Below are 26414 nucleotides of genomic sequence, written 5' to 3'. Positions count from 1 at the left end.
GCATGCTTTAGCGCGTTGCGTTCAGATGCGCGCCGGCATCAAGGGCGGTCTTCTGGAGAACCAGGGGCGCGCCGCTTCGAGTTGCGCGGCGAGTCGCAAGAGCGTGGCTTCGCCACCCTCGCGAGCCGCGAACTGCACGCCCACCGGCAGGCCGCGTGCGTTCCAGTAGAGCGGCACCGACATTGCCGGCTGTCCGCTCAGATTGAACACCTCCGTGCAACCGGCCCAGGCGAATGCCTTGTCGGCGGCTTCCGCCAGCATCTTCCTCAAGAGCGGCTCGATCGGCATCGCGCTTACCGCGCGCATCTGCATGCGCTCGCTCTGGGTCGGCTGCATCTCACCGATCTTGATCGGCGCGGATGCCAACGTCGCGCAGAGGATCACGTCATAGCGCGACAGCAGGTCCGTGAGCTTGACGGTGATGCGGCGTTGTTCCTCGAGTGCGGCGGGCAATTCCCGCTCGCCGAGCTTGCGGCCGATCTGCGCCATCGCCCACGTCGCAATTTCGAACTCGTCGCGCGTGGGTTTTCGGCCGGTGATGCGCTCGGCGTTCAGCACCATGTCGCGAGTCGTCACCGAACACAGCATCAGGAAGGCATGGCGCACCGCTTCGAAGTCGATGCCGAGCGTGACCGGCTCGACATGGTGGCCGAGCGATGCCGCGAGTTGCGCCGCGTCTTCGAGCGCCGCGCGTGCATCGGCGGACAGCGTGGGCGCGAGCATCGGGTCCGTCACATAAGCAATGGTCAGCGGCTGGCATGGCTCACTGACTGCACCGAGAAATGTGCCGGGTGCGCCTTGCGGCTGTTGCTGCGTGTGTCCGGTCATGAAATCGAGCAGCAGGGCGCTGTCGCGCACGCTACGCGATACGGCATGATCGACGCCTAACTCGCCGGGGGCGGCCCCATACACATTCGGAATGCGTCCGCGCGACGGTTTGAGGCCGAACAGGCCGCAGCAGGAGGCGGGGATGCGGATCGAGCCGCCGCCGTCGGAGGCGTGAGCGAGCGGCACAATGCCCGCGGCGACCGCGGCTCCCGCGCCGCCGCTCGAGCCACCCGGTGTGTGGTCGAGACTCCACGGGTTGCGGCACGGTCCGAACAGTTCGGGTTCGGTGTAGGGCATCTGGCCCAGTTCCGAGGTGCTCGTCTTGGCGAAGATATTGAGGCCGGCGGCTCGCGCCAAGGCCACGACCGGCGCGTCTTCGGTGGGCACGAAATGCCGGTAGTGGCGGCTGCCCATCGACATCCGCAAGCCCGCTACGGGTGCGCCCAGGTCCTTGATCAGATAAGGCACGCCCGCGAACGGGCCGTCGCCGGGCGCGTGCGCATGATCGCGTGACGCGCGTTCGCGAGCCGCGTCGTAGTCCTTGAGGACGATGGCATTGATGGCGGGATTGGCAGCTTCGGCGCGCGCGATGGCGATATCGAGCAATTCGCGCGCGCTAGCTTCGCGGGTGCGGACCAGGTTGGCGAGGCCCATTGCGTCATGGGCCAGGTAGTCGGATAGCACGCCGGATGTGCCTCGCGGGTACGGTAAATAGAAGTAGCGGTCGCCTGCGCGAGCTACATGAGGCCAGCCGGTGGCTCGCGGCTCGAGTATGCACAGCCGGAGGTCGGACGAGGCGCGCCGTGGATGACGGCGTGCCTCGTCGCGTATCGCTAGCGTAACTGACTTACAGACGCTCGCCGAGGAACGTCAGCGTGCGGCCGTGTGCGAGCGCTGCCGCGTGCTGGTTGTACGAGGCGCGGTCGGTGCAGTTGAAGCCGTGATCGGCATTCGCATAAATGTGGAATTCCGCGTCGCCACGACCGGCGAAGCGCTCCTGCACCTGTCCCACCGCTTCCAGCGGAATGCCGTGGTCGAGTTCACCGTAATGGAACTGCATCGGCACTTTGATCTTCGCCGCTTCGTCGAGCAGGTTCTGGATGCCGCCGCCGTAGTAGCTCACGCCGAGGTCGATCGTGTTTTGCGCTGCAGCCAGATAGGCGAGGCGCCCACCGAAGCAGTAGCCGATCGCCGCCACCTTGCCGGTCACTTCCGGCATGGCGCGCAGCGCAGCGGCCGTCGCGCCGATGTCGGCCACGGCCAGGCCCACATCGGTCTTTTGCAGGATTTCGATGCCCTTGTCGCGGTCAGCGCCGGCGTAGGTCAGCTCGACGCGCGGCTGGGTGCGCCAGAAGATGTCCGGCGCGAGTGCCACGTAGCCATCTTGCGCGTACTGCTCGGCGACCGCGCGGATATGGCTGTTCACGCCGAAGATTTCCTGAATGATGATGACGGCCGGACCCTTGCCGCCTTTGGGCAGCGCCAGATAGCCCTGGAAACTTTCATTGCCGGCGGGGATGTCGATCCATCGGGAAGTCACGCTCACGTCGCTCTCCTTCAAATTACTATGGGGGCAGGCGGGCAATGCCCGCAGTGGGCGGTCAGTTTGCCACTAAAAGAGAGGCCGTGCAGCGAGGCCAGAGGCGACGCGGCGTTCCGGTGAAACGCAAAGAGGGCTTCGCTGCGGCAGAACGGGTCGATCTGCTGGACACGAATGGCGCGCGGGGCGCTCTCGAAATCGCGGCTCTCGCAAGCCGAAAGGAGCACACCCCACGCGGTGTGGCCGGGTTCGTTTCGGCCACTCAATCCTTATTCAGCCAATTAACGGTTTAGGCCGGAAAAACCTTTAGGCGTACACGCCTAAAAAATCCCCCTGCTTAGCGGAAACCCGCATGGGTCGGTGCTTTCCGAGGTGGCAAGCGGTTCTCCATTCGACCTTGTGGGATAAACGCTATTGGTGTTCATCCCACTTCCTCAAAAAAATCCCACAAATTAATTTGATAGCCTACACTTGCGCGCAAGTACGCATAGCCGCCTGCCACAAACAGACTGGTTCTCGTGCTGGCCAAGTGCATAACGATGCAACCGGCGTGGTCGTCCACGGGATTGAGCGACACGAGAAGGAAGCGGGGGCACAGGGCGATTACGTTGTTTTTGGGACCGAAACTGGAGACTTACATGAACATCAAGATTCAAAAGCTGTTGCCGATCAGCGCTGCGGCCATGTTGTTTGCGTCGATGGCAACTGGCGCGGTGGCGGACGAGGTCGTCAAGATCGGCCACGTCGCACCGCTTACCGGCGGTATTGCTCACCTGGGTAAAGACAACGAAAACGGCGCTCGTCTGGCGGTTGAAGAAATCAACGCCAAGGGTCTGACGATTGGCGGCCAGAAAGTCACGCTGGAACTCGACGCACAAGACGACGCGGCTGACCCGCGTACGGCAACGCAGGTTGCGCAGAAGCTGGTTGACGACAAGGTTGTCGCAGTGGTCGGCCACTTGAACTCGGGCACCTCGATCCCGGCTTCGAAGATCTATAGCGATGCAGGCATCGTGCAGATCTCGCCGTCGGCAACGAACCCGGCTTACACGCAACAGGGTTTCAAGACGACGTATCGCGTCGTGGCGACCGATGCGCAACAAGGCCCGGCACTGGCTAACTACGCGTCCAAGGACCTGAAGGTGAAGAGCGTCGCGATCGTCGACGACTCGACCGCTTATGGCCAAGGTCTGGCAAACGAATTCGAGAAGACCGCCAAGTCGCTCGGCATGAACGTGATGTCGCATGACGCGACCAACGACAAGGCTGTCGACTTCCGCGCAATTCTGACGAAGATCAAGGGCGAAAACCCTGACGCGATCATGTACGGCGGCATGGACGCCACCGGCGGCCCGTTCGCCAAGCAAGCCAAGCAGCTCGGCCTGCGCGCGAAGGTTCTGGCCGGTGACGGCGTGTGTACCGACAAGCTATCGGACCTGGCTGGCGACGCAACCGACAACATCGTCTGCTCGGAAGCCGGTATGGCGCTCGAGAAGATGGCTGGCGGCAAGGCGTTCGAAGCCAAGTACGAAAAGCGTTTTGGCCAACCGATCCAGATCTACGCTCCGTTCACGTATGACGCTGTGTACATCATCGCTGATGCTATGAAGCGTGCTAACTCGACGGATCCGGCAAAGATCCTGGCAGCAATGCCGACGACCGACTACAAGGGCGTGATTGGCGAAACGACGTTCGATTCGCACGGCGACCTGCAGCACGGCGTGATCTCGCTGTATGACTACAAGGGCGGCAAGAAGACGCTGCTGGACGTGGTCAAGATGTAACTATCAAGTCGCATGACGGTAGGCGTTTTGCCTACCGTCTGTCGGATGATTTAAGGCACGCGTTTTTTAGGAACGCGTGCCTTTTCTTTTGGGTGACTGCATGAGAGTCTAACGATCGTACGAATCACAACGCAGGGAGAAAAGCGTGACCCGATCGATTGACGACTGGCGTCGCTGGATAGCCGAAAATCTGCTGCTGGGCGCGGCGCCGCCCGCGATGCATGCAGCGTTAATGCAACAGGGATTCAATCCCGAAGAAGCGGCTCTCGAAATCAACACTGCACTGGCAAGCCCGTATCTTCAGGGCGGCACGCGACTGCGCAATCGTTTGCGCAAGCGCGACTGGACGCTATCTGTGTATAGCCAGTTGAGCCGTATGCGGGAAAGTGGTGGCGCAGTCGAACGGCGCGAGCGACTTTCGCGTGAAGAATTCTTTGAGCAGTACTACTTTCAGAACCGGCCTGTGATTATCACCGGTGCATTCGATTCGTGGCCGGCGCGCACGCAATGGAATTTCGATTACTTTCGCGCGCGCTGCGGCGATTGCGAAGTTGAAGTGCAGTTTGGTCGCAACTCCGATCCCAACTACGAAATCAACCAGCCGAATCTGAAGCGAATCATGCCGTTTCGCGAATATGTCGATCTGGTTGAGCGCAGTGGCGCGACCAACGACTTTTATATGACGGCGAACAACACGTCGCAAAATCGCGTGTCGCTTGCGGCGTTGTGGGCGGATGTGCCGACTATTCGCGAGTATCTCGATCCCGCTTCGCCAGACACGGGCTTTTTCTGGTTTGGACCGGCCGGCACGAAGACGCCGTTTCACCATGACCTGACCAATAACTTCATGGCACAGGTGATTGGGCGCAAACGGGTCAAGCTGATCCCGATGTCGGATACGCCGCATATGTATAACCACTTGCACTGTTATTCGCAGGTAGACGGCAGTGCTATCGACGTCACGCGTTTTCCAGCCTTGCAGCAGGCGAACCTGATTGAATGCACGATTGGGCCCGGCGATCTGCTGTTTTTGCCGATCGGCTGGTGGCACTACGTCGAAGGGCTCGAGGCCTCTGTCACGATGACCTATACCAACTTCGTCGTGCGCAACGATTTCTGCAATACCTACGATACGTATCACGAACTCTAGGCGTGCAATGCGCCGCGACGTCTGCGTGATGACGTTCGCTCCCGGGCAATAAAAAACGGCGGACCGGTTGCCCGGTCCGCCGCCCCCCTAATACCGCTTCTTATTATTGCTGTCGTTATTTCTTCGCTGCCAAGCCGCCGAGCAGGCCGCCCGAGGTGCTACCGGAACTGCTACTGCCTGAAGTCGCCCCGGCCAGGCCGCCGGTGAGCGAACTGACCAAACCGGTGAGAGGCGCGAGCAGATTGCCGCTGCTGGCTGAGCCAGACCCGCTGGCCGAGCCCGATACCGTTACGCTCCCTGTCACCGAACCCAGCGCACCAGTCAGTGACGAGACTGCCGAAGTGACCGGCGCCAGCGGATTGCCTGATCCACCTGTGCCGCCGCCGAGTGCGCCAGTGACTGAGGTCAGGACGCCCGTCAGCGGCGCAAGCGGACTACCCGAGCCGCCGCCTACGCCACCCAGGGCACCCGTCAGAGACGAAGTCACCGTGGTCAGTGCGCCCGTGAGCGGTGCGAGCGGGTTGCCTGAACCACCGCTGCCGCCAGTCAGGCCTCCGCTCAGCGTGCCCGGCAACGCTGTCAGGATGCTGATGAGCGGCGCCAGTGGCGTGCCGCTCAGCGGGTTGGTGGCGCCAGTGAGGATGCCGGTGATGGGCGCCAGCGGATTGCCACCCGTGCCGCCGGTCAGCAAACCGCCGGCGGACGTAACGGTGTCGCCCACATTGGTGACCACGTTGCCCAGGTTCTGGCCGATCGGATTGCCGGTCGCGCTGCTGATCTGGCCACCCGCACTGTCCAGCCCGTGGCCGATGGTCGACAGCAAGCCGTTCAGCGGCGCGCCGAGGCCGCTGGTGTTGCCGATGGTCTGGGTCGTCTGCGCGAGGGTGGTCGTGATGGGCGTGACGGCGGTACTGGCCGACTGCGTGACCTGCTCGATCGGACCGGTCGAGAGAGCCTTGCCAAGGTGGGTGCCAAGTCCGCTGACGGCGTTGCCGAGCGTGGAGACGGCGCTGCCGAGCGGAGTGGTCAGTGGGCTGAGCGGTGTGGTCGGACCGCTGCCAAGACTGGTCACTAGCTGTCCTGCGCTGTTGACCGCCTGACCCGCGCCATAAACGAGGTTGCCACTGCTCGAAAGGGTGACGCCAAGCGGATTGGCCGAGTTGCCCAGTTGACCGAGACCGTTGGTCGCGCCCATGCCGACGGCGGTGACGCCGTTGCCAAGATTGGACAGGACATTGCCGAGCGCGGTAGTGGTCGCGGAGTTGCCGCCGGGGATCGGGGTGAGGCCGATCTGGCTGCCGATCGAAGAGACCGTCTGGCCGGTGGCGCTGACGACGTTGCCCGTGTTCTGGACGACGACCCCGATGGCGTTGGCGCTGGGGGACGGCGTGGGTGTTGGCGTCGGAGTCGGAGTCGGGGTGGGTGTGGGCGTAGGCGTCGGGGTCGGGGTCGGTGTGGGCGTAGGCGTCGGCGTCGGCGTTGGTGTGGGCGTCGGCGTCGGCGTCGGCGTAGGCGTAGGCGTAGGCGTAGGTGTCGGAGTCGGAGTCGGAGTCGGCGTATGCGTACCCCCACCCGAACCAGAACCCGCCTCCGCCCCAGCGCCTGCACCACTTCCCGAACCGCTGCCAACTGTCGGCGGTTTATTCACCGTCGTCCCGCAGCCTTGAAGAATCATCAGCGACGACACGCACAGGGCGATGGCCGTCATTTGGAAATTGCGATTCACGTTGTGCTCCCCTATCTTGAAGACGATGGGGAGCTAACTGCAAGCCCTATGCCATTTGTACAACGTGATCAGTCATGCAGAATAAACCCAGAAGAATCAAGCGTGAGCGGGTGCGATGATGGTCCTGGACGGTCGTTACGCGCAACGATGTGTCGCGGAACAGGGCCTCGCGCCCAGCGCATGTAACGTAACGCAAAGCGGCGCATTTCCGGCGTCACGAGCCGAGGCTAAACAACAGCGTACCGCGCGGGTCTTGACCAGGTGATCAGATCTTGAATCGCCGCAACACCTTGGGCCCGGCGAATGCGATCAGCGCGGAACACACGGCCACCACCGACAACCCGATCGGCAGACTGGTCACCTGCGCAACCCCGCCGATAATCACCGGCCCCAGCAGCAATCCGAAATACGCGAGCCCCGCGACATGCGCGAGCCCCTCCGCCGCGTGAATGCCTTCGACCCGCGCGGCCGCCGCGAACAGCACCGGCATCATGTTCGCCAGCCCAAGACCCATCAGCGTGAAACCGGTCAACGCAGCGAACGGATAGGGCAGCAGCAGTGCACCGATCATCCCCGCACACGCGAGCGAGGCGCTCGCCATCACGAGTTGCGGCGCGCCGAAACGGGCGCGCACGGCATCGCCACCGAAGCGGGCCGCCGCCATGCCGCCCGAAAACGCCGCGTAGGCCGCGCTTGCGAGCGCTGGCGTGGCGAGGACGACGTCGCGCATATAGACGGTCGCCCAGTCGTACATCGCTCCTTCGGCGATCAGCGCGACCAGAGCCATTGCCCCCAGCGCCCAAAGCGCGGGAGCGCGCCAGCGGTTGGCGCGCGGCGTCGCGGAATCCGGATGGTCGGCGTGCGGCACATGCGGCAAGACGGCAGGGCACGCGACCAGCAGGACGAGCGCGCTCACGGCTGCGACCAACACAAGGTGCATCTCAGGCGCCATCCCGCGCGACAGCAGGACTCCGCCCACAGCGGCGCCCACCATCCCGCCGACACTGAACATGCCGTGCAGTGCGGACATGATCGGCCGTCCGAGCGTCTGCTCGACGGCGCTCGCTTCAGCGTTCATTGCCACGTCCAGCGTCGCCATGCCGGCACCGAAGATCGCCAGCACAATCAGCAGCAGCCAGTACGTGGGCACGACGAGGATCAGCGCTGCGCAGACCGCCATCGTCAGTCCGCCGACAAGACACGCGCGACGCGTACCGACCCGGGCAATCCACGACGCATTGGTTGCCATGGCGGTAATCGAGCCGCCCGCCACGGCCAGCAATGCAACGGACAGCAGTGCCGGATTCAGATGGAAGCGGTCGCGCACGGTCGGCACATGCACCCCCCACGACGCATACATCATCCCGGCAATAAAGAAGAGCGCCATGGTCGCGAAGCGGGCGCGACGCAGCGAGGTGGGCGGCAGGTCGCGGTGGGCAGCAGGAAGCGCGGAGAAGTCGGGCGAGCGGTCGGACACAGAAGTCTCGTGGACGGGAAACAATATAGGCGAAGCCAAGAAAGCCGCCTGAAAGCGAAGCTTCGATTCTAACGAAGCGGCCGCGGTCGTGCAGGCCTGCGCTGCACTAATATCTACTGCTATCCAGAATGATGTCCGGGCCGACGCCTTGTGTTGACCCGCGGCTCGCCATCCATCGAGGACGCGCACTTGAATATTCCCGCTCACGCTCCGCTTCATCTGCTGCATCAGGCCGCTGCCGGCACGCTCGCGACTCATTCGCGCCAGCCCGAGGGCTTCCCGTACCCGTCGATCCTGCCGTTTGCGCCGGATGCGCAGCATCGTCCGACGATCCTGGTGAGCCGCCTTGCCGAACATACGCGCAACCTGCAAGCCGATCCGCGGGCGGGATTTCTGGTTTCGCATGCCCCGGACGGCGACGTGCTCAACGGCCAGCGGCTCACACTGCTAGGTGCGTTCGAGATGGTCGAACCGGAGCCCGCGGCGGTACGCCATTACCTGCGCTATCACCCGGACGCCGAGCGTTACCTCGCGCTCGGCGACTTCAACTTCTGGATGATGACGCCCGAACGAATGCGCTATATCGGAGGCTTTGGCGCGATGGGTTGGCTCGACGGCAATGAACTCGATCCTCTCGAATCCATTGAATATGACGAAGAGGAGGCATTGCTGGCGTTTTTCGACGCTCATCCGCAGCGGCCGGGTCATCTCAAATTATTAGGCGTGGACCGTTACGGCGCGGATCTCGAAAGCGGCAACATCCGACGGCGCTTCATATTCGAGACAGTGGCAAAAGATACCGAATTCTTGCATGCGGCAGTACAAGATTGCATCACGCGACATAAGGATGGTTCGTAACCGCCACTATTTCGGGAAAACACCGATCTATTGATGCGGCCGGACTATTTATCTCATTTTTGCGCCTGTATCACGCCAGAAGTTCTCATCCCATGAGATGTTTCTGCCCAAATTACATATTAATTTTCATGATTTGGGAATTAAACTGGGTATTTATGTACGGCGTGGCCGTCTTTTCCACGGGCTGCGAAAAAGAGGTAAATGAAAGGCTTGGTGGGGCGAAGCTTAATGAAATTTTTTGAAACGAAATATAATTAATTTAAGAATTGGACTTTTCCACGCTTTCCGTTTTGTGTTAATCTCGCCTGCAAATTCCGAGGCATGAACACCTTCAAAGGGCAAACCGGCTCAGACTGGTAGTCATTTATCCAAACCATAAGGGAACCTATGTCTTCCTACAAGGAACTACTCGCGCAGCGAGAGAAGCTGGAAAAGCAGATCGAAGAAGCAAAGTCGCGCGAATACGCGGAAGTGTTGAACGAGATCAAGCAGAAGATGGCCGACTACGGCATTACGCTCACCGAGTTGGGCGGCGCCCGTGGCAAGAATGCGAAAGTGGGCCGCCCGCGTGCCGGCGTCGCCCCGAAATACCGCGACCCGGAAAGCGGCAGCACCTGGTCCGGCCGCGGCAAACCGCCGCGTTGGATCGCCGGTCAGGATCGTGAGAAGTTTCTAATCGCACGTTAATCGCAACATCACGGCGTGCGCTTTAGTACGCTGTCGATGAAAGAGCCGCGCAACCTTCAGGTGCGCGGTTTTTCTTTTTATGCAATATGTCTGATAGAGCCATCTGACAGACTCCATTCCACTGCCGACGCGAGACGCATCCCGTGGAGCGGAAACACGAATGCTTCCCGTTTGGATAAGCATCTGATTTAAAAGAGAATTTTAGGGGAATCGATAGTTTGTTATGAAGCTGCGGTTAGAATTCATTCATTGAAAAATCTCCACGCGCTCGCATGATTTCTACTCTCGCCGCCGAATCCGCGGAAAAACACCACGTCGCGCGTAAAAGTACATTTGTCAGTATCGCGCTCAATACGGTGTTGATGACGCTGCAAATCGTCATCGGCGTGATTGCTCATTCTCAGGCGCTCGTGGCGGACGGCGTGCATTCGCTTGCCGATCTGGTCTCGGATTTTGTCGTACTAATCGCCAATCGTCACAGTGGCGTCAAACCTGATGCCGATCACAATTATGGTCACAGCCGCTATGAGACGGTGGCCTCACTGTTTCTCGGGGCATTGCTAATTGCGGTCGGCGTCGGCATGCTGTGGCGGGCTGGAACGAGGCTGGCCGATTTGCAGGATATTCCTGCGGTTCACCTCAGCGCCCTCGCCGTGGCCGTGCTGGTACTCGTCTCGAAGGAAGGACTCTTCCGCTACGTGCTGCGTGAAGCGCAACGCGTGCGCTCAGCCATGCTGATCGCCAACGCATGGCATGCGCGTTCGGACGCAGCGTCGTCGCTGGTGGTGGCGCTCGGTATTCTCGGCAGTCTGGCCGGCGTGCGGCTTCTCGATCCGATTGCGGCGGCTATCGTCGGTTTCATGGTCGCGCGCATGGGCTGGACGTTTGGCTGGGATGCGCTGCAGGATCTGTCCGACCGCGCGCTCGACGATGACGCTGCGGCTGATGTGCGCACGTTGCTGATGTCGACCGCGGGCGTGCGCGACGTGCACGAACTGCGCACGCGCAAAATGGGCGACTTCGCACTTGTCGACGCGCATATTCTGGTCGATCCGCTGATCTCGGTATCGGAAGGGCACTACATTGCCGAGTTGGCACGTGCACGCGTACTGAACGACAGCCGCGTGCTGGATGCGCTGATTCACGTCGATCCGGAAAACGATGCGCTGGCCCGGCCGCCTGTCAATCTACCGCCGCGCGAGCAGGTTGTTGCGGTGGTAGACGCCGCGCTGGCTGCACAAGGCGAGCGCGCGGCGGCGGTCAATATTCACTACCTGAGCACGGGGCTCGACGTCGACGTGACGCTACCCGCCAGCGCCCCGGATGCTCGCGAAAGCGACGCCCAGCGACTGGCTCGCCTTGATCTTGCGGGATTGAAGCGCCGGCTGGGCGCGCGGCACATGAGCGTGCTCAGGGCCATGGAGCCCGACGCGCGTGTCGAAGAGGTCGAAGCGGCCGAAGCGGCCACACCCGAGCGTCACGACGTCGTCTAAAGAAGGCCGCGCTCCGTTGACGCATCCCGGCAAGGCGGCACCGTCATCATCAGCATCTCAAAGCGGCAGTTGCGTGTCGAACTTGATTTCGCGCAGCACGACGCTCGTGCGAACTTGCGCGACCGCCGGAATCTTGAAGATGCGTTCGTGCAGAAACGCGTCGTACGCCTTGATGTCCGGCGCGACGATCTTGAGGATGTAATCGGATTCACCGGTGGTGCTGTAGCACTCGGTCACCTCGGGACAGGTGGCGATCTCCCGCTCGAACTGTTCGACCCCGCCTTCCGTGTGCCGTGTCAGGTGGATGTGGGCCAGTGCGCACACGTGCAGACCGAGCTTTTCGCGATCCAGCAGCGCCGTGTAACGCTGGATCACCCCCGATTGCTCCATGTCCTTGATCCGCCGCCAGCATGGTGTGCTGGAGAGGCCGACCTGGTCGGAGATCTCCTGCACCGACCGGCGAGCGTCGAGCTGCAACAGGCGCAGGATCTTTTGAGAGAACGTATCGAGTGTCAACTGCGCCTCCGTTGGCGTGCCATGGTCCTTATGGTAGAGGCCGCGAAAACGAAACGCAATGTAAAACGGCTCTGACGAGGGAGATTACCTAATTTGCAGGTTTGACAGCGGCTTTTTGCCCTGAGCCGTCCCCATCTTTTGCGGCCGCGGCCGCTGCTGCTGCCTGGGTGGCGCGCAACTCTGCGAGCATGTTGCAGAAGAGGGCGCCCTGTTCGATCGCATCGTCGAGCGCGACGTGGGTGTGCGGATGATCGTCGAACCAGCGTTGCGGCAGGCGCGGCTTGATGCACTTACGGTAAGGCAGGCCGGTCATGGCGAATGCAAGCGTCTTGATGTCGAGCGCGGACCACGAGAACGGGCAACGGCCGGTGAAGCGCATCATGTACCAGAACATGAAGGTGAAGTCGAAGCCAGCCGGCATGGCCACGAAGACCGGTTTGCCCGGCAACGCCTCGACCCAGGTGACGTAGTCCGTGAGCGCTTTGGCCGGCTGCTGCAGATCCCGGCGGCAGGCTGCCCATGCCTCGGGCTGAGTCTTCCACCAGGCTTCCTGAACCGGATGCGCGCTTGCGCCCTCCAGCACCTCGAGGTTCGCGGAGAAGGTGCCGATGAGCTGCTTATCCTCGGTGTATGCGGCCGAGGCGAAACTGAGCATGGAATGCGGACCAGGAATTGGGCCGTCCGCTTCAACGTCGGTGCTCACATAGATTTCGGCGCTCATGCACTCACTCCATCGGCAACGTATGGGTTCGTGCGGCGCTCGGCGCCGAACGTTGAAGTCGGGCCGTGACCGGGAACGAACGTGACGTCATCGCCGAGAGGCCAGAGCTTGTCGCGGATAGAGCGAATCAGGTCGGCGTGGTTGCCGCGCGGGAAATCCGTGCGGCCAATCGAGCCGGCGAACAGTACGTCGCCCACCAGCGCGAGCCGGTGCGCGCGGCTAAAAAAGATCACATGGCCGGGCGTATGCCCCGGGCAGTGATAGACCTCCAGCGTCTCATTGCCGAACTGGACCGTGTCACCGTCCTGCAGCCAACGGTCCGGCTCAAAGGCTTGCGCCGCCGGAAAGCCGAAGCGCGTGCTCTGGTCGGGCAGCTTGTCGAGCCAGAAACGTTCATCAGGGTGCGGCCCGTCGATCGGGACGCCGTAGTGCGTGGCCAGGGTCTTCGCGCCGGCGCAGTGATCGATATGGCCATGTGTGAGGAAGACCTTTTCGACCGACACATTCTGCCGCTCGATCTCACCGTGGATGATCTCGAGATCGCCACCTGGATCGACGACGGCGGCGCGTCCCGTTGCCTCGCAAACGAGCAGCGAACAGTTCTGCTGGAACGGGGTGACAGGGATCAGAGTGACTTTCATGAGGACGGTAGGCCGCGGCAAAAACGTTGATTGTACCGGCGCTGCAGGGGCCTCGCCGATATGCCGAATGGGTGCTGCCCAATGCTCATTTTTGCATCAATAGTGAAAATTCATCAAAGTTATCAGGCGCTTGCCATCCCAGAATTGTGTTTTGGGTATAATGGGCTCATGTGTACGGGAAACCGTGCTGCCAAATGGCGATGCGTCCCCATGAAAAGTGGAGCGCTGGTCGTCGTCAAGTAAGTGCCGTCACAGCTTTTGTTGACGGCAAATCAAGCATCGGATGCGTCCGATGCGCACGTCTCGTCCAGCCAGGTGCCACGCGCCTGCAACGGCCATATGCCGTGACGCTGGGTGGGGCCTACGCCGCCGTTCCTGCGCGCTGTTGTCTAGGGCGCAAGAACGTGATTTGCCACGTTCGATGGCGGCTTGTGGGGTCTGGTCAGGCTGCCGGGGACAGGTTGCGCCAGACGTGAAAATTAACCGTGCGGGAGCGGCAGAAAATGCCGCGTGCGGGCTTCAGCGTACTGCGCTTTTTAGCGCGGCGCGTGGTCGTTCGTTTTCCGCCGGAGTCGCAGGCAATACGCAGCTATCGCGTAATGCGGCTCGACATTGTGATTTTACGTCTTATGAAAACTCGGTCATCCCGAAGTATGGGGAGTCTTTTTGCCTTTTTTGTGCTCGCAGGGTGCGCCATGCCCCCGAACGCAGCCAACGAGGCAAGTAACCCGCCGCCGCTCAGCACCAAGAGCGCACAAGCAGGCGGCGCCAGTATGTCCGCGCCGCAGGCCTTCGGCACACCGGCCGCATCGGCCCCCGAAGCTAGCAGTACCTCGCTTGCCGACGCCCAGCCGCTTACGGAAACAGGTCCCACTGCGGCTGGTTTCCACGAGACCGGGCGCGCGTCCTGGTACGGTAGGTTCTTCCACGGCCGCCGCACGGCGAACGGAGAGCGCTACGACATGCACGCGCTCACCGCAGCGCACCGCACGCTGCCGCTCGGTTCTTACGTGAAGGTCACCAATCCGGCTGACGACAGCTCGGTGATCGTGCGGATCAACGACCGCGGCCCATTCGCACGCGGCCGGATAATCGACCTCTCGCTCGCAGCCGCTACTGCGTTGCACATGGCACATGCGGGCACCGCACGCGTGCAGATCGAAGGTTTGACGCAACAGCAGGCGAAGGCGGAACAGGCCGAAACGCTGGCGTCGAACAGCAACGACGTCAAATGATGTGATGAAGGCGGCCGGCGCGCGGAACGTGCGCCTTACCGCTTACGTTGAGGTGCGTTCGGCTTCTTGCCGTCCGCGCGCGTCTCCGAGGGGCCACCGCTTGCGCGGCCCTTCACTCTTCCTCGTCTTTCTTCAGCGCCAGTGCGCGCGTGTACAGCGCGTTGCGCGCCCCCCCCGTGATGGCTGCCGCGACCTTCGCCGCGCTACTCACAGTCAATTCTTCCAGCAGGATGCCTAGCAACGCGTCGTGATCGTGTTCGCCCGCCGTTTCCTGTTGCGCGCCTTCCACCACCAGCACAAATTCGCCGCGCTGCCGGTTCGGGTCGGCTGCCAGCCACGTTGGCCCTTCGGCCAGGGTGCAACGATGCAGCGCCTCATGTAACTTCGTCAGTTCACGTGCGATGAGCAGTTTGCGTGCGCCGCCGAATGCGTCGGCCAGCGCTTCGACCGTTTCCACGATGCGATGCGGCGCTTCGTAGAAGACCATCGCGTGAGGATGCGTCGCGAGCGATTGCAGCGCCGCCGCGCGCTGCTTCGCTTTGGGCGGCAAAAAACCGAGGAACGAGAAGGTCGCGACCCAGTCGCCTGCGGCGGAGAGTGCCGTGGCGAGCGCGCTCGCGCCGGGCAGCGGAATCACCGGCAGGCCCGCTTCGCGTACGGCGTCGACGAGTTTTGCGCCGGGGTCCGAAATGCCGGGTGTGCCGGCATCGGAAACGTACGCGACCCGCTCGCCCGCTTGCAGATGCTCGACGATGCGCAGCGCCGCTTCGCGCTCGTTGTGCTGATGCACGGCCACGAGCGGCTTCGAGATGCCGTAGCGCGCCAATAGTTGGCCAGTGTTGCGGGTGTCTTCGGCGGCGATGCGGTCCACCAGTCCGAGTACATGCAGCGCGCGCAGCGTGATGTCCGCGACGTTGCCGATTGGCGTCGCCACCACATAGAGCGCGGCAGCGGGATATTGCTGCCCTTGCGCAAGTTCGGAGAGAGGAGTCATGAGGCAGAAAACGCAGACAGACAGAGCAAGGCCAACATTGTGCCACGCAGCGGCAAGGCGGCCGGACGGGGTGAGTGGAGCGAGTGGCGTGCATGCCACCGGCGGCGCATCCACTGAGCGCGAAACGGGCCGCTCAACACCTCGATCCACCGCTCACAACTTTTCAGGACGTGGCGGGTCCAAAGACGTCGGAGCGGCTTTCGAAACGCACGCGCTCGTGTTTCTGCAGCGCCAGCGCTTGCGTCTGGTGGCGCGCAATGTGTCGTGCCGTGGCGGCGAGATCGATCTGGTGATGCGCGAGCGCGATGGCGCGCTGGTGTTCGTCGAAGTGCGGGCGAGAGCGCAACGGCACTATGGCGGCGCGGCCGCGAGCATTGGCTGGCAGAAGCGACAAAGGCTGGTGCGCGCCGCGCGGCATTATCTGGCCACACGCGTGAGCGTCGTCCCCGCGTGCCGTTTTGATGTCATCGCGTTCGAAGCAGGGCGGCTTGTCTGGTTACGCGACGCTTTTCGCGCCGACGAAGTCTGAGTCGCCTCGCGGATATTGGGCTTGAGTGCGATAAACTTGCGCTCGCGTGCGAGTGACGCGGCGTCGTGCAGTTTGCGAAGCCGTAGACGCATGGGCGCTGCCTGCTGCCCGCACTGCAGTCAGAACAACATGTCTTCACAACAGGGGCGCGAGAGCGGTCCATACGCGGTAAAAGATAGAGACTCGATGTCAGTCGAACGCATTCAACAGCACTTCCGCGATAGCGCGGCGGTCAAACTCGAAGCCCTCGAAATCCTGTCGATGCCGATCGCCGCTGCGATCGACACGATGTTTATGGCGCTTGCCAACGGCAACCGTATTCTTGCGTGTGGCAACGGAGGGTCCGCTGCCGACGCACAACATTTCGCAGCCGAACTGATTGGCCGCTTCGAACGCGAACGGCCGGGCTTGCCCGCTATTGCGCTGAGCACCGACAGTTCTGTACTCACCGCAATCGCCAACGACTACACGTTCGAGCAGATCTTCTCGAAGCAGGTGTGGGCACTCGGTCAGCCCGGCGATGTGTTGCTCGCCATCACAACCTCGGGGAACTCGGCGAATGTGCTGGCCGCGGTCGAGGCCGCGCACGAGCGCGAGATGATTGTCGTGGCACTGACGGGCAAAGGCGGCGGCAAGGCGCACGAAGTATTGGCCGATACAGACATCCATATTTGCGTGCCGTCCGAGCGCACCGCGCGTATTCAGGAAGTGCATTTGCTGACCATCCATTGTCTGTGCGACGGCATCGATGCCATGTTGCTGGGCGAAGACTGATTCCGAAGGAGAGCTAGTTAATGAGCGTATTTCGCATCAAGACGACGTTGGTGAGGACCACACTGGTGGTGGGGCTGGCGGCGGGTCTGTCCGCGACGCTGCAAGGTTGCTTTCTGCTGGTGGCCGGCGCTGCCGGCGGCGGAGCGTTGGTGGCGACCGACCGGCGCACGGTCGGCGCGCAAACTGAAGACCGCGAGATTCAGGTGAAGTCGATCGCGCAGATCAACCAGAATTTGCCGGATACGGCGCACGTCAACGTGACGGTGTTCAACCGCCGAGTGCTGCTGACCGGCGAAGTACCGGATGACGCTTCGAAGCAGAAGGCGGAGCAGATTGTGCGCAGCCTGAACAACGTCACTTCGATCGTCAACGAACTGGTCATCCAGCCCGGGGCGGACATTTCCTCGCGAGCCAACGACTCGTACCTTGAAACGCGGGTCAAGACTGCGCTGATCGCTGAGAAGAATATTTCGGCGAACAACTTCAAGGTGGTTTGCGAGAACGGCTCGGTCTATCTGATGGGCCTCGTCACCCGCGACGAAGGCGCGCGCGGCGCCGACGTGGCGAGTCGCGTGCCCGGCGTGACGCAGGTGGTGAAGGTGTTCCAGTACATCTTGCCGCAAGACGCCACTGCGGCGACCGCGGCTGCAACAAGCGAACCGGCTGCACCGCCGCCTCCGCCGACCACCGACGCAACGGTTGGCGCGGTGCCGGATTCGTCGGTGAGCTCGCGTCCGCTTGATCAGCAGGCACCGGCACCGGTGACGAATTCGAACCAGGTGCATCCGGGCAATCCGCAGGTCAGCCAATGAAGCAGGGCGTTTTTGTTCGGCGTGGGTTGTTGTTGCGGGGCTTGCTGGGTTTAAGCGCCGCGCTCGCGCTGGGCGGTCTGGCTGCGACCGCGCGCGCCGACGGCACACCGCGCGGTCAGGCGATCGCGAGCTCCAATGCGTGTATGGGATGTCATGCGGTGGATCGCAAGCTGGTCGGGCCGTCGTTTCAGCAGATCGCGGCGAAGTACAAGGGCGACGCTCAGGCGCCGGTGAAGTTGGCGCTCAAGGTGAAGAATGGCGGTTCGGGTGTGTGGGGGGCGATTCCGATGCCTGCGCACCCGGCAATGAGCGATGCGGATATCCGCACGGTGGTGGATTGGGTGCTCGCGGGAGCGCCGTCTAAGTGATGTTTTGCTACATTGGGCGGCTTGGCAAAACCGAAAAACCTTGTGCTAGAATCATTTGGTCGTTGGGGGGGTAGCTCAGCTGGGAGAGCGTCGCGTTCGCAATGCGAAGGTCGGGAGTTCGATCCTCCTCCTCTCCACCAAGAATACATCCAACGATGTCCAACGAAGTCTAGAAACCCCGCAGCCGTAAAGGCTCGCGGGGTTTTTTCTTTCCAGCGATGTCTAGGCGTTTCCATTGACATCTTGCCCCCAACGGGGAAAACTTCAGGGGCAACTCCCAACCTTGCCGCTGCACTATTCCCCAAATGCCTCTGACGGAATCTATCATCAATTCCACGGCCGTCGCCGCTAAGCCGAGGAAGCTATTCGACGCTGGTGGTTTGTATTTGTTCGTCTCTTCGGGCGGCGGCAAATACTGGCGACTGAAGTACCGGTTCGGCGGTAAAGAGAAAAGCCTATCGCTCGGTAGCTATCCCACCGTTACGCTTACAGCAGCAAGGAAGCTGCGAGATGAGGCGCGGGCTTCACTTGCCGAGGGTACTAATCCGGGCGAAGCGAGGAAGCAGGAGCGTGCCACGTTGCGGGACGAAGCCGCTCGGCTGGATGCTCCAATGCGTTTTTCCATAGACAGTGATGGCGCGCTGTCGATTCGAATCGGCGCTCGCCGTATGAACCTTAGTCCATCGGAGAGCGCCGAGCTTCGCGCCTTTCTAACCGCAACGCGTGGTGTGCCCGTCAAGGAGTGAGAAATGGCATTGACTGACGTGGGCGTTCGTAACGCAAAGCCAAAGGACAAACTCTATCGCTTGTTCGACGAGCGTGGCATGTACCTAGAGATTTCGGCTGCCGGTGGTAAATGGTGGCGTCTGAAATATAGGTTTGGGGGCAAAGAGAAGCGTCTGTCGCTCGGGGTGTATCCCGACGTGGGCTTGAAGGAAGCGCGTGATCGTCGGGACGCCGCGCGAAAGCTGCTTGCGAATGGGGTCGATCCGAGTGTTGAGCGAAAAGTGCAGAAGGCGGCAACAGTAGAGCGTTCTGCAAACAGTTTTGAAGCAGTAGCACGTGAGTGGTTTGCACGGCAGTCACCGGGGTGGGCAACTACCCATGCGGACAAAATTATGGGTCGGTTGGAGAAGGATGTTTTTCCATGGCTTGGTGGCCGTGCGATTGCGGAAATCAAAGCTCCTGACGTGCTCGCGGTCTTGCGGCGGGTGGAGGCCCGCGGCGCGCTCGACACCGCCCACCGCGTCCATCAGAACTGCGGCCAAGTTTTCCGATATGCCGTGGCGACGGGGCGGGCAGAGCGAGATGCCAGTGCTGATCTCCGTGGTGCGCTTCCAGCCGCTCGACACACCCATTTTGCATCTGTGACAGAGCCGCGTGAGGTAGCCGGTCTTCTACGTGCTTTAGATGCCTTCCAAGGAACGTTCGTCGTCCAGTGCGCCTTACGCTTGGCCCCTTTGCTTTTTGTGCGGCCCGGTGAATTGCGCACGGCAGAGTGGGCGCAATTCGACCTCGAAAAGGCACAGTGGCGGTACACGGTCTCCAAGACAAAAACCGAGCATTTAGTGCCGCTTGCAACTCAGGCCGTCGCGGTCCTGCGCGAACTGGAAGCGCTCACTGGACAACGCAAATACGTTTTTCCGGGTCGTGACGTTAAAAAGCCCATGAGTGGCGCAGCGATTAATGCGGCCCTTAGGCGGATGGGTTTCGATACCAAAACCGAAATTACGGGCCATGGTTTTCGGGCGATGGCGCGTACGATCCTGCACGAGCAATTGCGTTTTCCAAGCGAGGTCATCGAACATCAGCTTGCTCACAAGGTGTCCGATTCGCTAGGTACGGCGTACAACCGGACGAAGTTCATAGATGATCGGATCGTGATGATGCAGCGCTGGGCCGACTACCTTGATGAACTGAAGTCTAGTGATAACGTTGACCCCATTCGAATTGGCAGCAGTGAACTTGAAAATGCGAATTAAGAAACTGGACTTTTCGATAGATTTCAAAAAGCTGGATTTCATGATCCACGCGAGGAAGATGTTCGGGAAGATGCAGGAGTTGTTGAAAGATGCGAGGGTAGTCCGCTTCAAGATTTCGGTGACGCTTTATTGGGAGGGGAGTGAGGAACCGAAAGCAATCTCCATGGAGGGCAAACGCTCTGCGAGCGGCGGGTGGAATACGCGGTTTCCACGAGATCTCGAGTCGAAGGCGCTCGAATCCACTGAGGCTTTGAGGGAAGGACTCTTGCGTGCTGAAACGGCTGTGCGCAGTTATATCGTTGAGAACGCGCTGGAGGAGGACTGGAGCGAGATGGAGGCGGCACTCAGAGAGGCGAAGAAATCGGGAGTCTCTGTGGATACCCTGGAATATCGCGCGGAAATTCCGGTTCGGGCTATCGCCAACTACGGCTATGACGCACACCTCTATGCGCCGCTCATGGCGACTGCGTACGTGATCGAGGGTGCGGAAGCGTTGGCCGAAAATAATCTGGAGCACGCTTCGTACTGCGTTGAGCGCGGGCGCTACTGGTCCAGCCCCGAGATGCTGATTCCAGAACCCGGTCATCGTTTTTCGGAAAGGGCTCGCACTGGCGGACACGGCAAGGCGGGTAATTACGAGCCCGTCAAGCTCAAGGTTGCTGAACTATTGAAGGAACTAGAGCCAGATGGTGGCTGGATTTCCGACCGAGACGCCGTTGAGCGGGTTGCCGATGAATTGGCCGGGGAGCCGTATCTCCAACTCGTAGAGGACTGCGGGCTAGAGTACTACAACCTTCCGAGAACGATTGGAGCGTGGATCGGGGAGAATCCGGAGAGATTCCAGTGCCGCATCAGGCCCGGGGATTGATGCGGCCATGACCGTCGCCGCCCGGCCACGGAGGGGGCTGGCCGCGTTTGCCCCCCGATCTGAAAGAACTGGTGGATCGCACGAACGCCGATGCTCTCCTCTGGGGCAATTTTGTGGCGTACGCAGAAACCGGGGGCGCGGAGCACGACAACGATGCCTGTCGGCACTGCGCGTAACGCTGCGGCGTGCGTGCCTGGTAGATCGCCCAAGGCCGATCCATGCCCTTGAATGTGATGGCGGCACGCCAATCTCTTTAAGGGATGCGCGATTTTGGCGCATGCGTAGCGGTTCAATTTTCAGCACCCGCCCACGCGGGGGCCGGAGATGCCGGCGCATCGCGACCCGTCCACCAAAGGCGGCGTCGGCGAGCAATAACGCTTGTGATTTGCAACAGTAGGCGGGTCAGCTTCGGTAGGCCCGTTTGCTTTGACGCGCGCAACACGGCCGCGCCCCTGCGGCGCGGGGCCCCGGCCGCCATCTGAATCGACATTCAGCGGCCCTTCTCTTGAACTCTATCTCTCACGATTCATAACCCCTCCCCGGCTAGGGGGTTTTATGCCCGAATTTTTCTTTTAGCAGACGTCGCGACGCGACGAAGCTGCATCCCTACGATGGCGACATCGATCAATGCAGTGCAGTGAGGCAAAGATCGGTGTAGGCAGGGGGGAGCGCAGGTTGTGGTGGCTGCGCTGCACCTCCCATCTTTGACAACGAGCGTCAGTACTACCAACGCGCGAGCGCGCGGACCTGCTGCCGGCCATCGAAATGAAGGGCGTTACATGACACTGAATGAAATACCGCCGGTTCTGAGCGTGAAAGAGTTCTGCTCGATCATTGCCAAATCCAGATCCTGGGCTTACGCAGAGTGGAAAAAGGCAGATAGCGATCTCCCGAAGCCGTTCAAGATCGGCTGCGCAACGCGCATTTTGGGCGAAGCGACAGCCAGTTATCTGAAGAAGAAAGCCTCCGTGTAAAAGGGAACAAGATGAGCGACGAGAAAAGTGTGGTTGATGAGCACGCTGGAAGCGAAGGTCAGTCGGACAAATCCGCGGACGGCTGGGAGGAGCTTGTAGCTGACGGCAAGGAAAGGAAGGAGGCCATCCTTGCCGAGCATTTCCATAAGGCATTCGAGCGTTTCAATGCCGGCGTCAGCCTGGCGCAGATACGCACGAATTACGAAAAGCTCGGGGCGAAGTATTCGCCAGCGACATTCAGGAAAAAATGGAATGAGCTGGTGACGAAGCACGCAGGACGGGCCTGACCAATCCAGGGGCATTTTGATGCCTTATTTTTCTGGAGATTGAGAAAGTGAATAATGGATTCAACCAGACGCCGCCTCTATATCCGATCAACGCGTTTCCAGTGGAGATCGAAGCGGCAGTGTACGAGGTGATGAATAAGGTCAAGTCTCCTGACGCGCTCGTCGCGACATCCTTTCTGGCGACGATGTCGATCGTGTGCCAAGGTCTGATCGACGTGAAGCTGCCGATCGGGCAGATCAGCCCCGTATCGCTAAATGTACTCATCAAGGCGGAATCAGGTGAGCGCAAGACGGCTACGGACAAGATCGTTGGTGCCCCGGTCTATGCCCATGACGAAGCGAGCGTCGACCAGTACGAACAAGACCTGCGTCAGTACAAGTCTGATTACAGCTTCTGGAAAACGGTTGAGTCAGCCATCAAGGGCATGATCGCGAAAGCAGTCAAAGAGGAGGAATGCGTTGATGATCTGCGCGCGAAGCTGGATCAGCACATGAAGAACGAACCGGTCAAACCTCGGTCACGCCGGTTCATACACCAGAACGCGACGGAAGCCGCGCTGATGCATATCCTCGAAGGTGAAGGGCGGTCCATTGCCATCGCCTCAGATGAAGGCGATGTCGTCTTCAAGGGGGGGCTAATGAATCGGTTCGGGCTGCGCAACAAGGGTTGGGATGGAGCACAGTTGATGGTGTTCGACCGAGTGAGCACGGGCAGCATCATAGCAAGGCAGCCGCGCGTGACGGTGAACATAATGGTGCAGGATGCCGTGCTTGATGTCTATCAGCAGGATCGCGGAGCTGTTGCGCGTGGTTCAGGCTTCTGGGCGCGGTACCTGGTCGGTGCGCCAGCTTCGACTCAAGGATTCCGGTTCATCAACTACATTGATGAGGAATGGCATCACCTCCCGGTCTTTCATGCTCGCGTTAAGGAGTTGCTGACGGAGTACGATGCGATGATGAAGTCAGGTGAGCTTAGGCGGCAGGTCATCGAGTTCGACCCGGCAGCGGCAGCAGACTGGGTGAGGATGGTGAACATCACGGAAGGCCTGATTCAGCCGTGGCAGTACCTGAATGACATTCACGATTTCGCATCGAAGATCATGGAAATCGTGACCCGTGTCGCGGCGCTGCTGCATTTCTTCACGAGGCAGAATGGTCGGATCACGATCGATACATTCAATCGGGCAAAAGCCATTGTGGAATGGCATCTGCACGAGTACAAGCGCCTGTTCTCGCCACAAGCCATAACTCCAACAATGTCGGAAAACATGGTGGCAGTTGAAAAGCACCTGTACTTCAACTACTGGAAGGTGGGGCTGATGAATGTTGGGAAGAATCAGGTGCTTCGCAACGGTCCTAACCATCTCAGGTCAAAAGCGTTGCTTGAACCTGTCATTAACGCCATGGCAGCCATGAGCCGGATTCACCTGTTCAAGGACAGTTCGTCGAACAGGATCATGATCACCATGAACCCCAATTACTTCAATACGCTGACGTACTACTGATCGACGCGTCTCCTTCGGGTGGCTTTATTTACATGGCTTCTGTCGATTTTCGTAGCGACTTCCGCAACTGTCGCGGAAGTCGCTACGAATCTGGTATGGCCATAGGGTCTGTGGATGCCAGAGCTGCGTCCTGCTTTACCTCGTTCATGCAACCCTGCCCATCTTGCCGATTCCCGTGAGAATTGTCGACTTCCAAGGGCAGGCAATAGCCTGCCGCATTTTTGCCGTCTTGTTCAGATAAACCAGTAAGGTTCAATGCGCCATTGTGATGCAAATAAATTCTTACTGCGTGCGTATGTATGTATATGAGGAGCATGATTAAAACGCAAGCTTCTCTGGAATATTGTTGACCGAATCTCCGTGGATGCTAGGTGAGTCACGCAGCTGGGGTTTATGCTTCTAATGGAATAGGAATGCTAAACACATTAGGCGAAGTATCAGTTAAGAAAAAAAGAAATTGTGACAGCGAGGGCGGTCTGGATCAGATCAGGCTACTTATCGTAGAGACAGGAAAAATTCCTCCACATGGAGATTGTCGAAGATCAACGAAGTTCCTATCCGATGAAATGGCAGGTCGGTCAGCAACAAAAAAATGAAGGTCTCAAGTTCATCAACAGATGAGCATCGTTGTCAGGCAATCCATCAGTCGAAAAGCAGAGACCAATCGTCAACCACCTTCACCGCGATGGTGAAGGACACGTCGTTACTAACCATGTACCAGATCAATGAAGACCAGGAAGACCTTGAGATCATCGCTCACCTTGACGAGCGGATGAACCTTGAAGAGACCAATATTAATGGGAGGAGCACGATCGTAATCCACAAGGGCTATGCGTCGAGACACCTGTTCGGTATCGAGAAGTTCGTGAAAGCTATTGAGCAAGGATGGAAGGGCGGATTCATTGAAGTAGTAGCCCGCTATAGCGGGACAAAGACGATCCGTGAGCTATACCTCGGAAAGAAATACTATCGATCGATAAACGACTGGATCGAACGATACTCGAGCCTGTACCGCTACTCTGCGCGAGTCGAGGTCTTCTACGACGCATGCAAGGCGATGGAACTGATTGGTGAGCGCAATTTCTATTTCGATGAACCGGGTGAGATTGCTCGTGCCGATGGAGCAAGGTACATGGACGCATTTAATATGCTGATCGAGGAAATCAGCATGCGTTGTCAGTCACGTGAGTTCAAAGAGCGAGAGCGGCTTCGCCTGTTCAATACGAAGCGCAACGAGGAGAACGTACTCGCGACGGAAGAGGCGATGTTTGAAGCGAAAGGCCGATGGCTGGTGCTGTCGCTGACGTTGCGCTACAAGCCAGAATATCGTCGCTGGATTACACCCAAGATTGTCCAAGAGCATCGTGAGCGATTCTTTGCTGCGCGTCAATTCAATAAGCTCATGGCAGGCATCGGGAACTATGTCTGGGCTATCGAGCAAGGTGAGGACACGGGGCTGCATTTGCACGTCATCCTGTTCTATTCAGGCGATCACAACCACGACGAGTTCATCGCGAAGCAGATCGGTGAGTACTGGGTCAATGTGGTAACGGAAGGCAAGGGTGACTACTGGAACAGCAACCAAGCGTGGCTTAAGAAGCGGTACGAGAAGCTTGGCCACGGTATCGGTGTGGGTCAGATCGACTGGAATGATACGAAAAAGCGTGAGGCGTTACGCGAGAACCTAGTCTATCTCGCGAAGGCGGAGCAATACCTGATGTGCTGGAGTGTCGAGCGTATTCGCACATTCGACATGGGACAGATACCGAAGAAGGCCAAAGCAGGGCGTCCTCGGATCGATCCTAAGAATTAAGTGCGCGCGCAATCAGGAGCGATAGTGACACTGCGATGCGGAACCGCGCACCCGCACCGACATCGCTCCGACAAAGGCTCTAAATATTGTTCCTCGGCCACCCGGCGAACCGTTAAAGGCAAGACGGACGCGAGCCGGTATTTCTCGCGTGCATCAAGTAAGCTTTTCGAAGAAGTGGCGAATTGTGGTGCTAAACGGTAGCCATCGAGTTGAATCGATCTCCTGTTGAATATAAAGATCGCGGTCTTCTTGAGACCAACTCATGATTTCTTCAAGGTCTTCAGCGTCTTGGTACCTGTCCAGAGCGCTTTTCCTCCTCCCTCGCAATGGTCCGTCGTTAAGATTGAAGACCCGTATGGTTTCGCTCGCGCGCCTCTCGCCCAGCGCGATTTTCTTCGCGCTATCCCTCACCCTTACCTCGCCGGATGAATGAAAATAAAGGAACGCGTCGGGGTCGTGCTCATCGGGTTTTATCAGTTCGTCTGGATTGTATGGGCTGCCTTTGCGATCCTTATAGTGTCCGCAGTGCTCATGGGAACCACAGGCGATAAAGAGATTCGTCCAGGCAAACGTCAAATGCGGGAAGTGATTTTTGTTTTTTCTCCGAAAGTGTTCAATATGACCACCATGGAAGATCTGATCCTCGCAATACGCACAGCGAAGTCCAAAAATTATCTCTGCCGTGTCGTCCGCGTCATCCGCTAGGATTCGTTCGCTTTGCATGGACTGAAGCGCCAGCCGAAGACGACGCTTGCATTCCCCTCCGAAATCGTCCCAATTTTGCGCCGAGTGATCGTAGTCGGCAAGGCAGAGGGGCTCGTTAACTGAAGCACGATCTAATTTATGCATGCC

26 protein-coding genes and 1 tRNA gene are annotated in these 26414 nt (G+C 59.8%); 18 read left to right on the top strand and 9 right to left on the bottom strand.

The window, feature by feature from the left end; genetic code table 11:
• Positions 1-21 precede the first annotated feature (21 nt).
• Positions 22-1512, bottom strand: a complete 1491-nt coding sequence (locus P3T40_RS03090; RefSeq protein ID WP_429266217.1) for an amidase — start codon at positions 1510-1512, stop codon at positions 22-24.
• A 163-nt stretch (positions 1513-1675) separates the two neighbouring features.
• A complete protein-coding gene (locus P3T40_RS03085; RefSeq protein WP_429266216.1) occupies positions 1676-2374 on the bottom strand; it encodes a dienelactone hydrolase family protein in 699 nt (232 codons plus the stop codon).
• 632 nt (positions 2375-3006) lie between these two features.
• Here P3T40_RS03085 and P3T40_RS03080 point away from each other — a divergent pair.
• Positions 3007-4152: a branched-chain amino acid ABC transporter substrate-binding protein gene (locus P3T40_RS03080; RefSeq protein WP_429266215.1), complete on the top strand. Its 1146-nt coding sequence runs from the start codon at positions 3007-3009 to the stop codon at positions 4150-4152.
• Between the two features lie 145 nt (positions 4153-4297).
• Positions 4298-5302: a cupin-like domain-containing protein gene (locus P3T40_RS03075; protein ID WP_429266214.1), complete on the top strand. Its 1005-nt coding sequence runs from the start codon at positions 4298-4300 to the stop codon at positions 5300-5302.
• A 115-nt stretch (positions 5303-5417) separates the two neighbouring features.
• Here P3T40_RS03075 and P3T40_RS03070 read toward each other — a convergent pair whose 3' ends face one another.
• Together P3T40_RS03070 and P3T40_RS03065 are read right to left on the bottom strand one after the other, a co-directional pair.
• Complete coding sequence (locus P3T40_RS03070) at positions 5418-7028, bottom strand: collagen-like triple helix repeat-containing protein (RefSeq protein ID WP_429266213.1); 1611 nt, start codon at positions 7026-7028, stop codon at positions 5418-5420.
• A gap of 265 nt (positions 7029-7293) precedes the next feature.
• Positions 7294-8505 carry an MFS transporter gene (locus P3T40_RS03065; RefSeq protein WP_429266212.1) on the bottom strand — a complete coding sequence of 404 codons (1212 nt, stop codon included), beginning with the start codon at positions 8503-8505 and terminating at the stop codon, positions 7294-7296.
• A 189-nt stretch (positions 8506-8694) separates the two neighbouring features.
• Here P3T40_RS03065 and P3T40_RS03060 point away from each other — a divergent pair, with 189 nt between their 5' ends.
• The 3 genes from P3T40_RS03060 to P3T40_RS03050 all read left to right on the top strand — a co-directional run bounded on the left by P3T40_RS03060 (position 8695) and on the right by P3T40_RS03050 (position 11543).
• Positions 8695-9363 (top strand): HugZ family protein, encoded by a 669-nt coding sequence (locus P3T40_RS03060; protein WP_429266211.1) that lies wholly within the window; start codon positions 8695-8697, stop codon positions 9361-9363.
• A 387-nt stretch (positions 9364-9750) separates the two neighbouring features.
• Positions 9751-10050 (top strand): H-NS family nucleoid-associated regulatory protein, encoded by a 300-nt coding sequence (locus tag P3T40_RS03055; RefSeq protein WP_429266210.1) that lies wholly within the window; start codon positions 9751-9753, stop codon positions 10048-10050.
• Positions 10051-10322: 272 nt separating this feature from the next.
• The gene (locus P3T40_RS03050; protein WP_429266209.1) at positions 10323-11543 is read left to right on the top strand and encodes a cation diffusion facilitator family transporter; all 1221 of its coding nucleotides are present in this window, start codon (positions 10323-10325) and stop codon (positions 11541-11543) included.
• Between the two features lie 57 nt (positions 11544-11600).
• Here P3T40_RS03050 and P3T40_RS03045 read toward each other — a convergent pair whose 3' ends face one another.
• The 3 genes from P3T40_RS03045 to P3T40_RS03035 form a co-directional block, all read right to left on the bottom strand.
• Positions 11601-12059 carry an Lrp/AsnC family transcriptional regulator gene (locus tag P3T40_RS03045; RefSeq protein WP_074263115.1) on the bottom strand — a complete coding sequence of 153 codons (459 nt, stop codon included), beginning with the start codon at positions 12057-12059 and terminating at the stop codon, positions 11601-11603.
• Positions 12060-12147: 88 nt separating this feature from the next.
• Positions 12148-12780: an exonuclease gene (locus P3T40_RS03040; RefSeq protein ID WP_429266208.1), complete on the bottom strand. Its 633-nt coding sequence runs from the start codon at positions 12778-12780 to the stop codon at positions 12148-12150.
• Entirely contained in the window at positions 12777-13421 is a 645-nt protein-coding gene (locus tag P3T40_RS03035) for an MBL fold metallo-hydrolase (protein WP_429266207.1), read from the bottom strand. The genes P3T40_RS03040 and P3T40_RS03035 overlap by 4 nt, the downstream gene beginning before the upstream one ends.
• 629 nt (positions 13422-14050) lie before the next feature.
• On the opposite strand from P3T40_RS03035, the gene P3T40_RS03030 reads away from it, so the two are divergent.
• Entirely contained in the window at positions 14051-14656 is a 606-nt protein-coding gene (locus P3T40_RS03030; RefSeq protein WP_429266206.1) for a septal ring lytic transglycosylase RlpA family protein, read from the top strand.
• Between the two features lie 112 nt (positions 14657-14768).
• On the opposite strand, the gene rsmI is transcribed toward P3T40_RS03030, so the two are convergent.
• Positions 14769-15650: a 16S rRNA (cytidine(1402)-2'-O)-methyltransferase gene (gene rsmI / locus P3T40_RS03025; protein WP_429266205.1), complete on the bottom strand. Its 882-nt coding sequence runs from the start codon at positions 15648-15650 to the stop codon at positions 14769-14771.
• A gap of 37 nt (positions 15651-15687) precedes the next feature.
• Here rsmI and P3T40_RS03020 point away from each other — a divergent pair, with 37 nt between their 5' ends.
• The 12 genes from P3T40_RS03020 to P3T40_RS02965 all read left to right on the top strand — a co-directional run bounded on the left by P3T40_RS03020 (position 15688) and on the right by P3T40_RS02965 (position 25562).
• Positions 15688-16179, top strand: a complete 492-nt coding sequence (locus P3T40_RS03020; protein ID WP_429266595.1) for a YraN family protein — start codon at positions 15688-15690, stop codon at positions 16177-16179.
• A 186-nt stretch (positions 16180-16365) separates the two neighbouring features.
• Positions 16366-16953: a phosphoheptose isomerase gene (locus tag P3T40_RS03015; protein WP_429266204.1), complete on the top strand. Its 588-nt coding sequence runs from the start codon at positions 16366-16368 to the stop codon at positions 16951-16953.
• A gap of 20 nt (positions 16954-16973) precedes the next feature.
• Entirely contained in the window at positions 16974-17765 is a 792-nt protein-coding gene (locus tag P3T40_RS03010; protein ID WP_429266203.1) for a BON domain-containing protein, read from the top strand.
• Positions 17762-18133, top strand: coding sequence for a c-type cytochrome (locus P3T40_RS03005; protein WP_429266202.1), 372 nt, complete (start codon positions 17762-17764; stop codon positions 18131-18133). The genes P3T40_RS03010 and P3T40_RS03005 overlap by 4 nt, the downstream gene beginning before the upstream one ends.
• Before the next feature lie 64 nt (positions 18134-18197).
• Positions 18198-18273, top strand: a tRNA-Ala gene (locus P3T40_RS03000).
• Between the two features lie 165 nt (positions 18274-18438).
• Positions 18439-18879 (top strand): Arm DNA-binding domain-containing protein, encoded by a 441-nt coding sequence (locus P3T40_RS02995; protein ID WP_429266201.1) that lies wholly within the window; start codon positions 18439-18441, stop codon positions 18877-18879.
• 3 nt (positions 18880-18882) lie between these two features.
• Positions 18883-20115 (top strand): tyrosine-type recombinase/integrase, encoded by a 1233-nt coding sequence (locus P3T40_RS02990; protein WP_429266200.1) that lies wholly within the window; start codon positions 18883-18885, stop codon positions 20113-20115.
• Positions 20099-20983 (top strand): hypothetical protein, encoded by an 885-nt coding sequence (locus P3T40_RS02985; RefSeq protein WP_429266199.1) that lies wholly within the window; start codon positions 20099-20101, stop codon positions 20981-20983. The genes P3T40_RS02990 and P3T40_RS02985 overlap by 17 nt, the downstream gene beginning before the upstream one ends.
• A 779-nt stretch (positions 20984-21762) precedes the next feature.
• The gene (locus tag P3T40_RS02980; protein WP_054037907.1) at positions 21763-21957 is read left to right on the top strand and encodes a hypothetical protein; all 195 of its coding nucleotides are present in this window, start codon (positions 21763-21765) and stop codon (positions 21955-21957) included.
• An 11-nt stretch (positions 21958-21968) separates the two neighbouring features.
• On the top strand, positions 21969-22244 hold the full coding sequence (locus P3T40_RS02975) for a hypothetical protein (RefSeq protein ID WP_429266198.1): 276 nt from the start codon (positions 21969-21971) through the stop codon (positions 22242-22244).
• Between the two features lie 47 nt (positions 22245-22291).
• Positions 22292-23749: a YfjI family protein gene (locus P3T40_RS02970; RefSeq protein ID WP_429266197.1), complete on the top strand. Its 1458-nt coding sequence runs from the start codon at positions 22292-22294 to the stop codon at positions 23747-23749.
• 592 nt (positions 23750-24341) lie between these two features.
• Positions 24342-25562 carry a hypothetical protein gene (locus P3T40_RS02965; RefSeq protein ID WP_429266196.1) on the top strand — a complete coding sequence of 407 codons (1221 nt, stop codon included), beginning with the start codon at positions 24342-24344 and terminating at the stop codon, positions 25560-25562.
• Positions 25563-25715: 153 nt separating this feature from the next.
• Here P3T40_RS02965 and P3T40_RS02960 read toward each other — a convergent pair whose 3' ends face one another.
• Positions 25716-26411 carry a retron system putative HNH endonuclease gene (locus P3T40_RS02960; RefSeq protein WP_429266195.1) on the bottom strand — a complete coding sequence of 232 codons (696 nt, stop codon included), beginning with the start codon at positions 26409-26411 and terminating at the stop codon, positions 25716-25718.
• Positions 26412-26414: the final 3 nt, after the last annotated feature.

This window comes from Paraburkholderia sp. EB58, from assembly GCF_050436665.1.
Taxonomy (GTDB): Bacteria; Pseudomonadota; Gammaproteobacteria; order Burkholderiales; family Burkholderiaceae; genus Paraburkholderia.
This window is presented reverse-complemented; position numbering and strand designations above follow the sequence as displayed.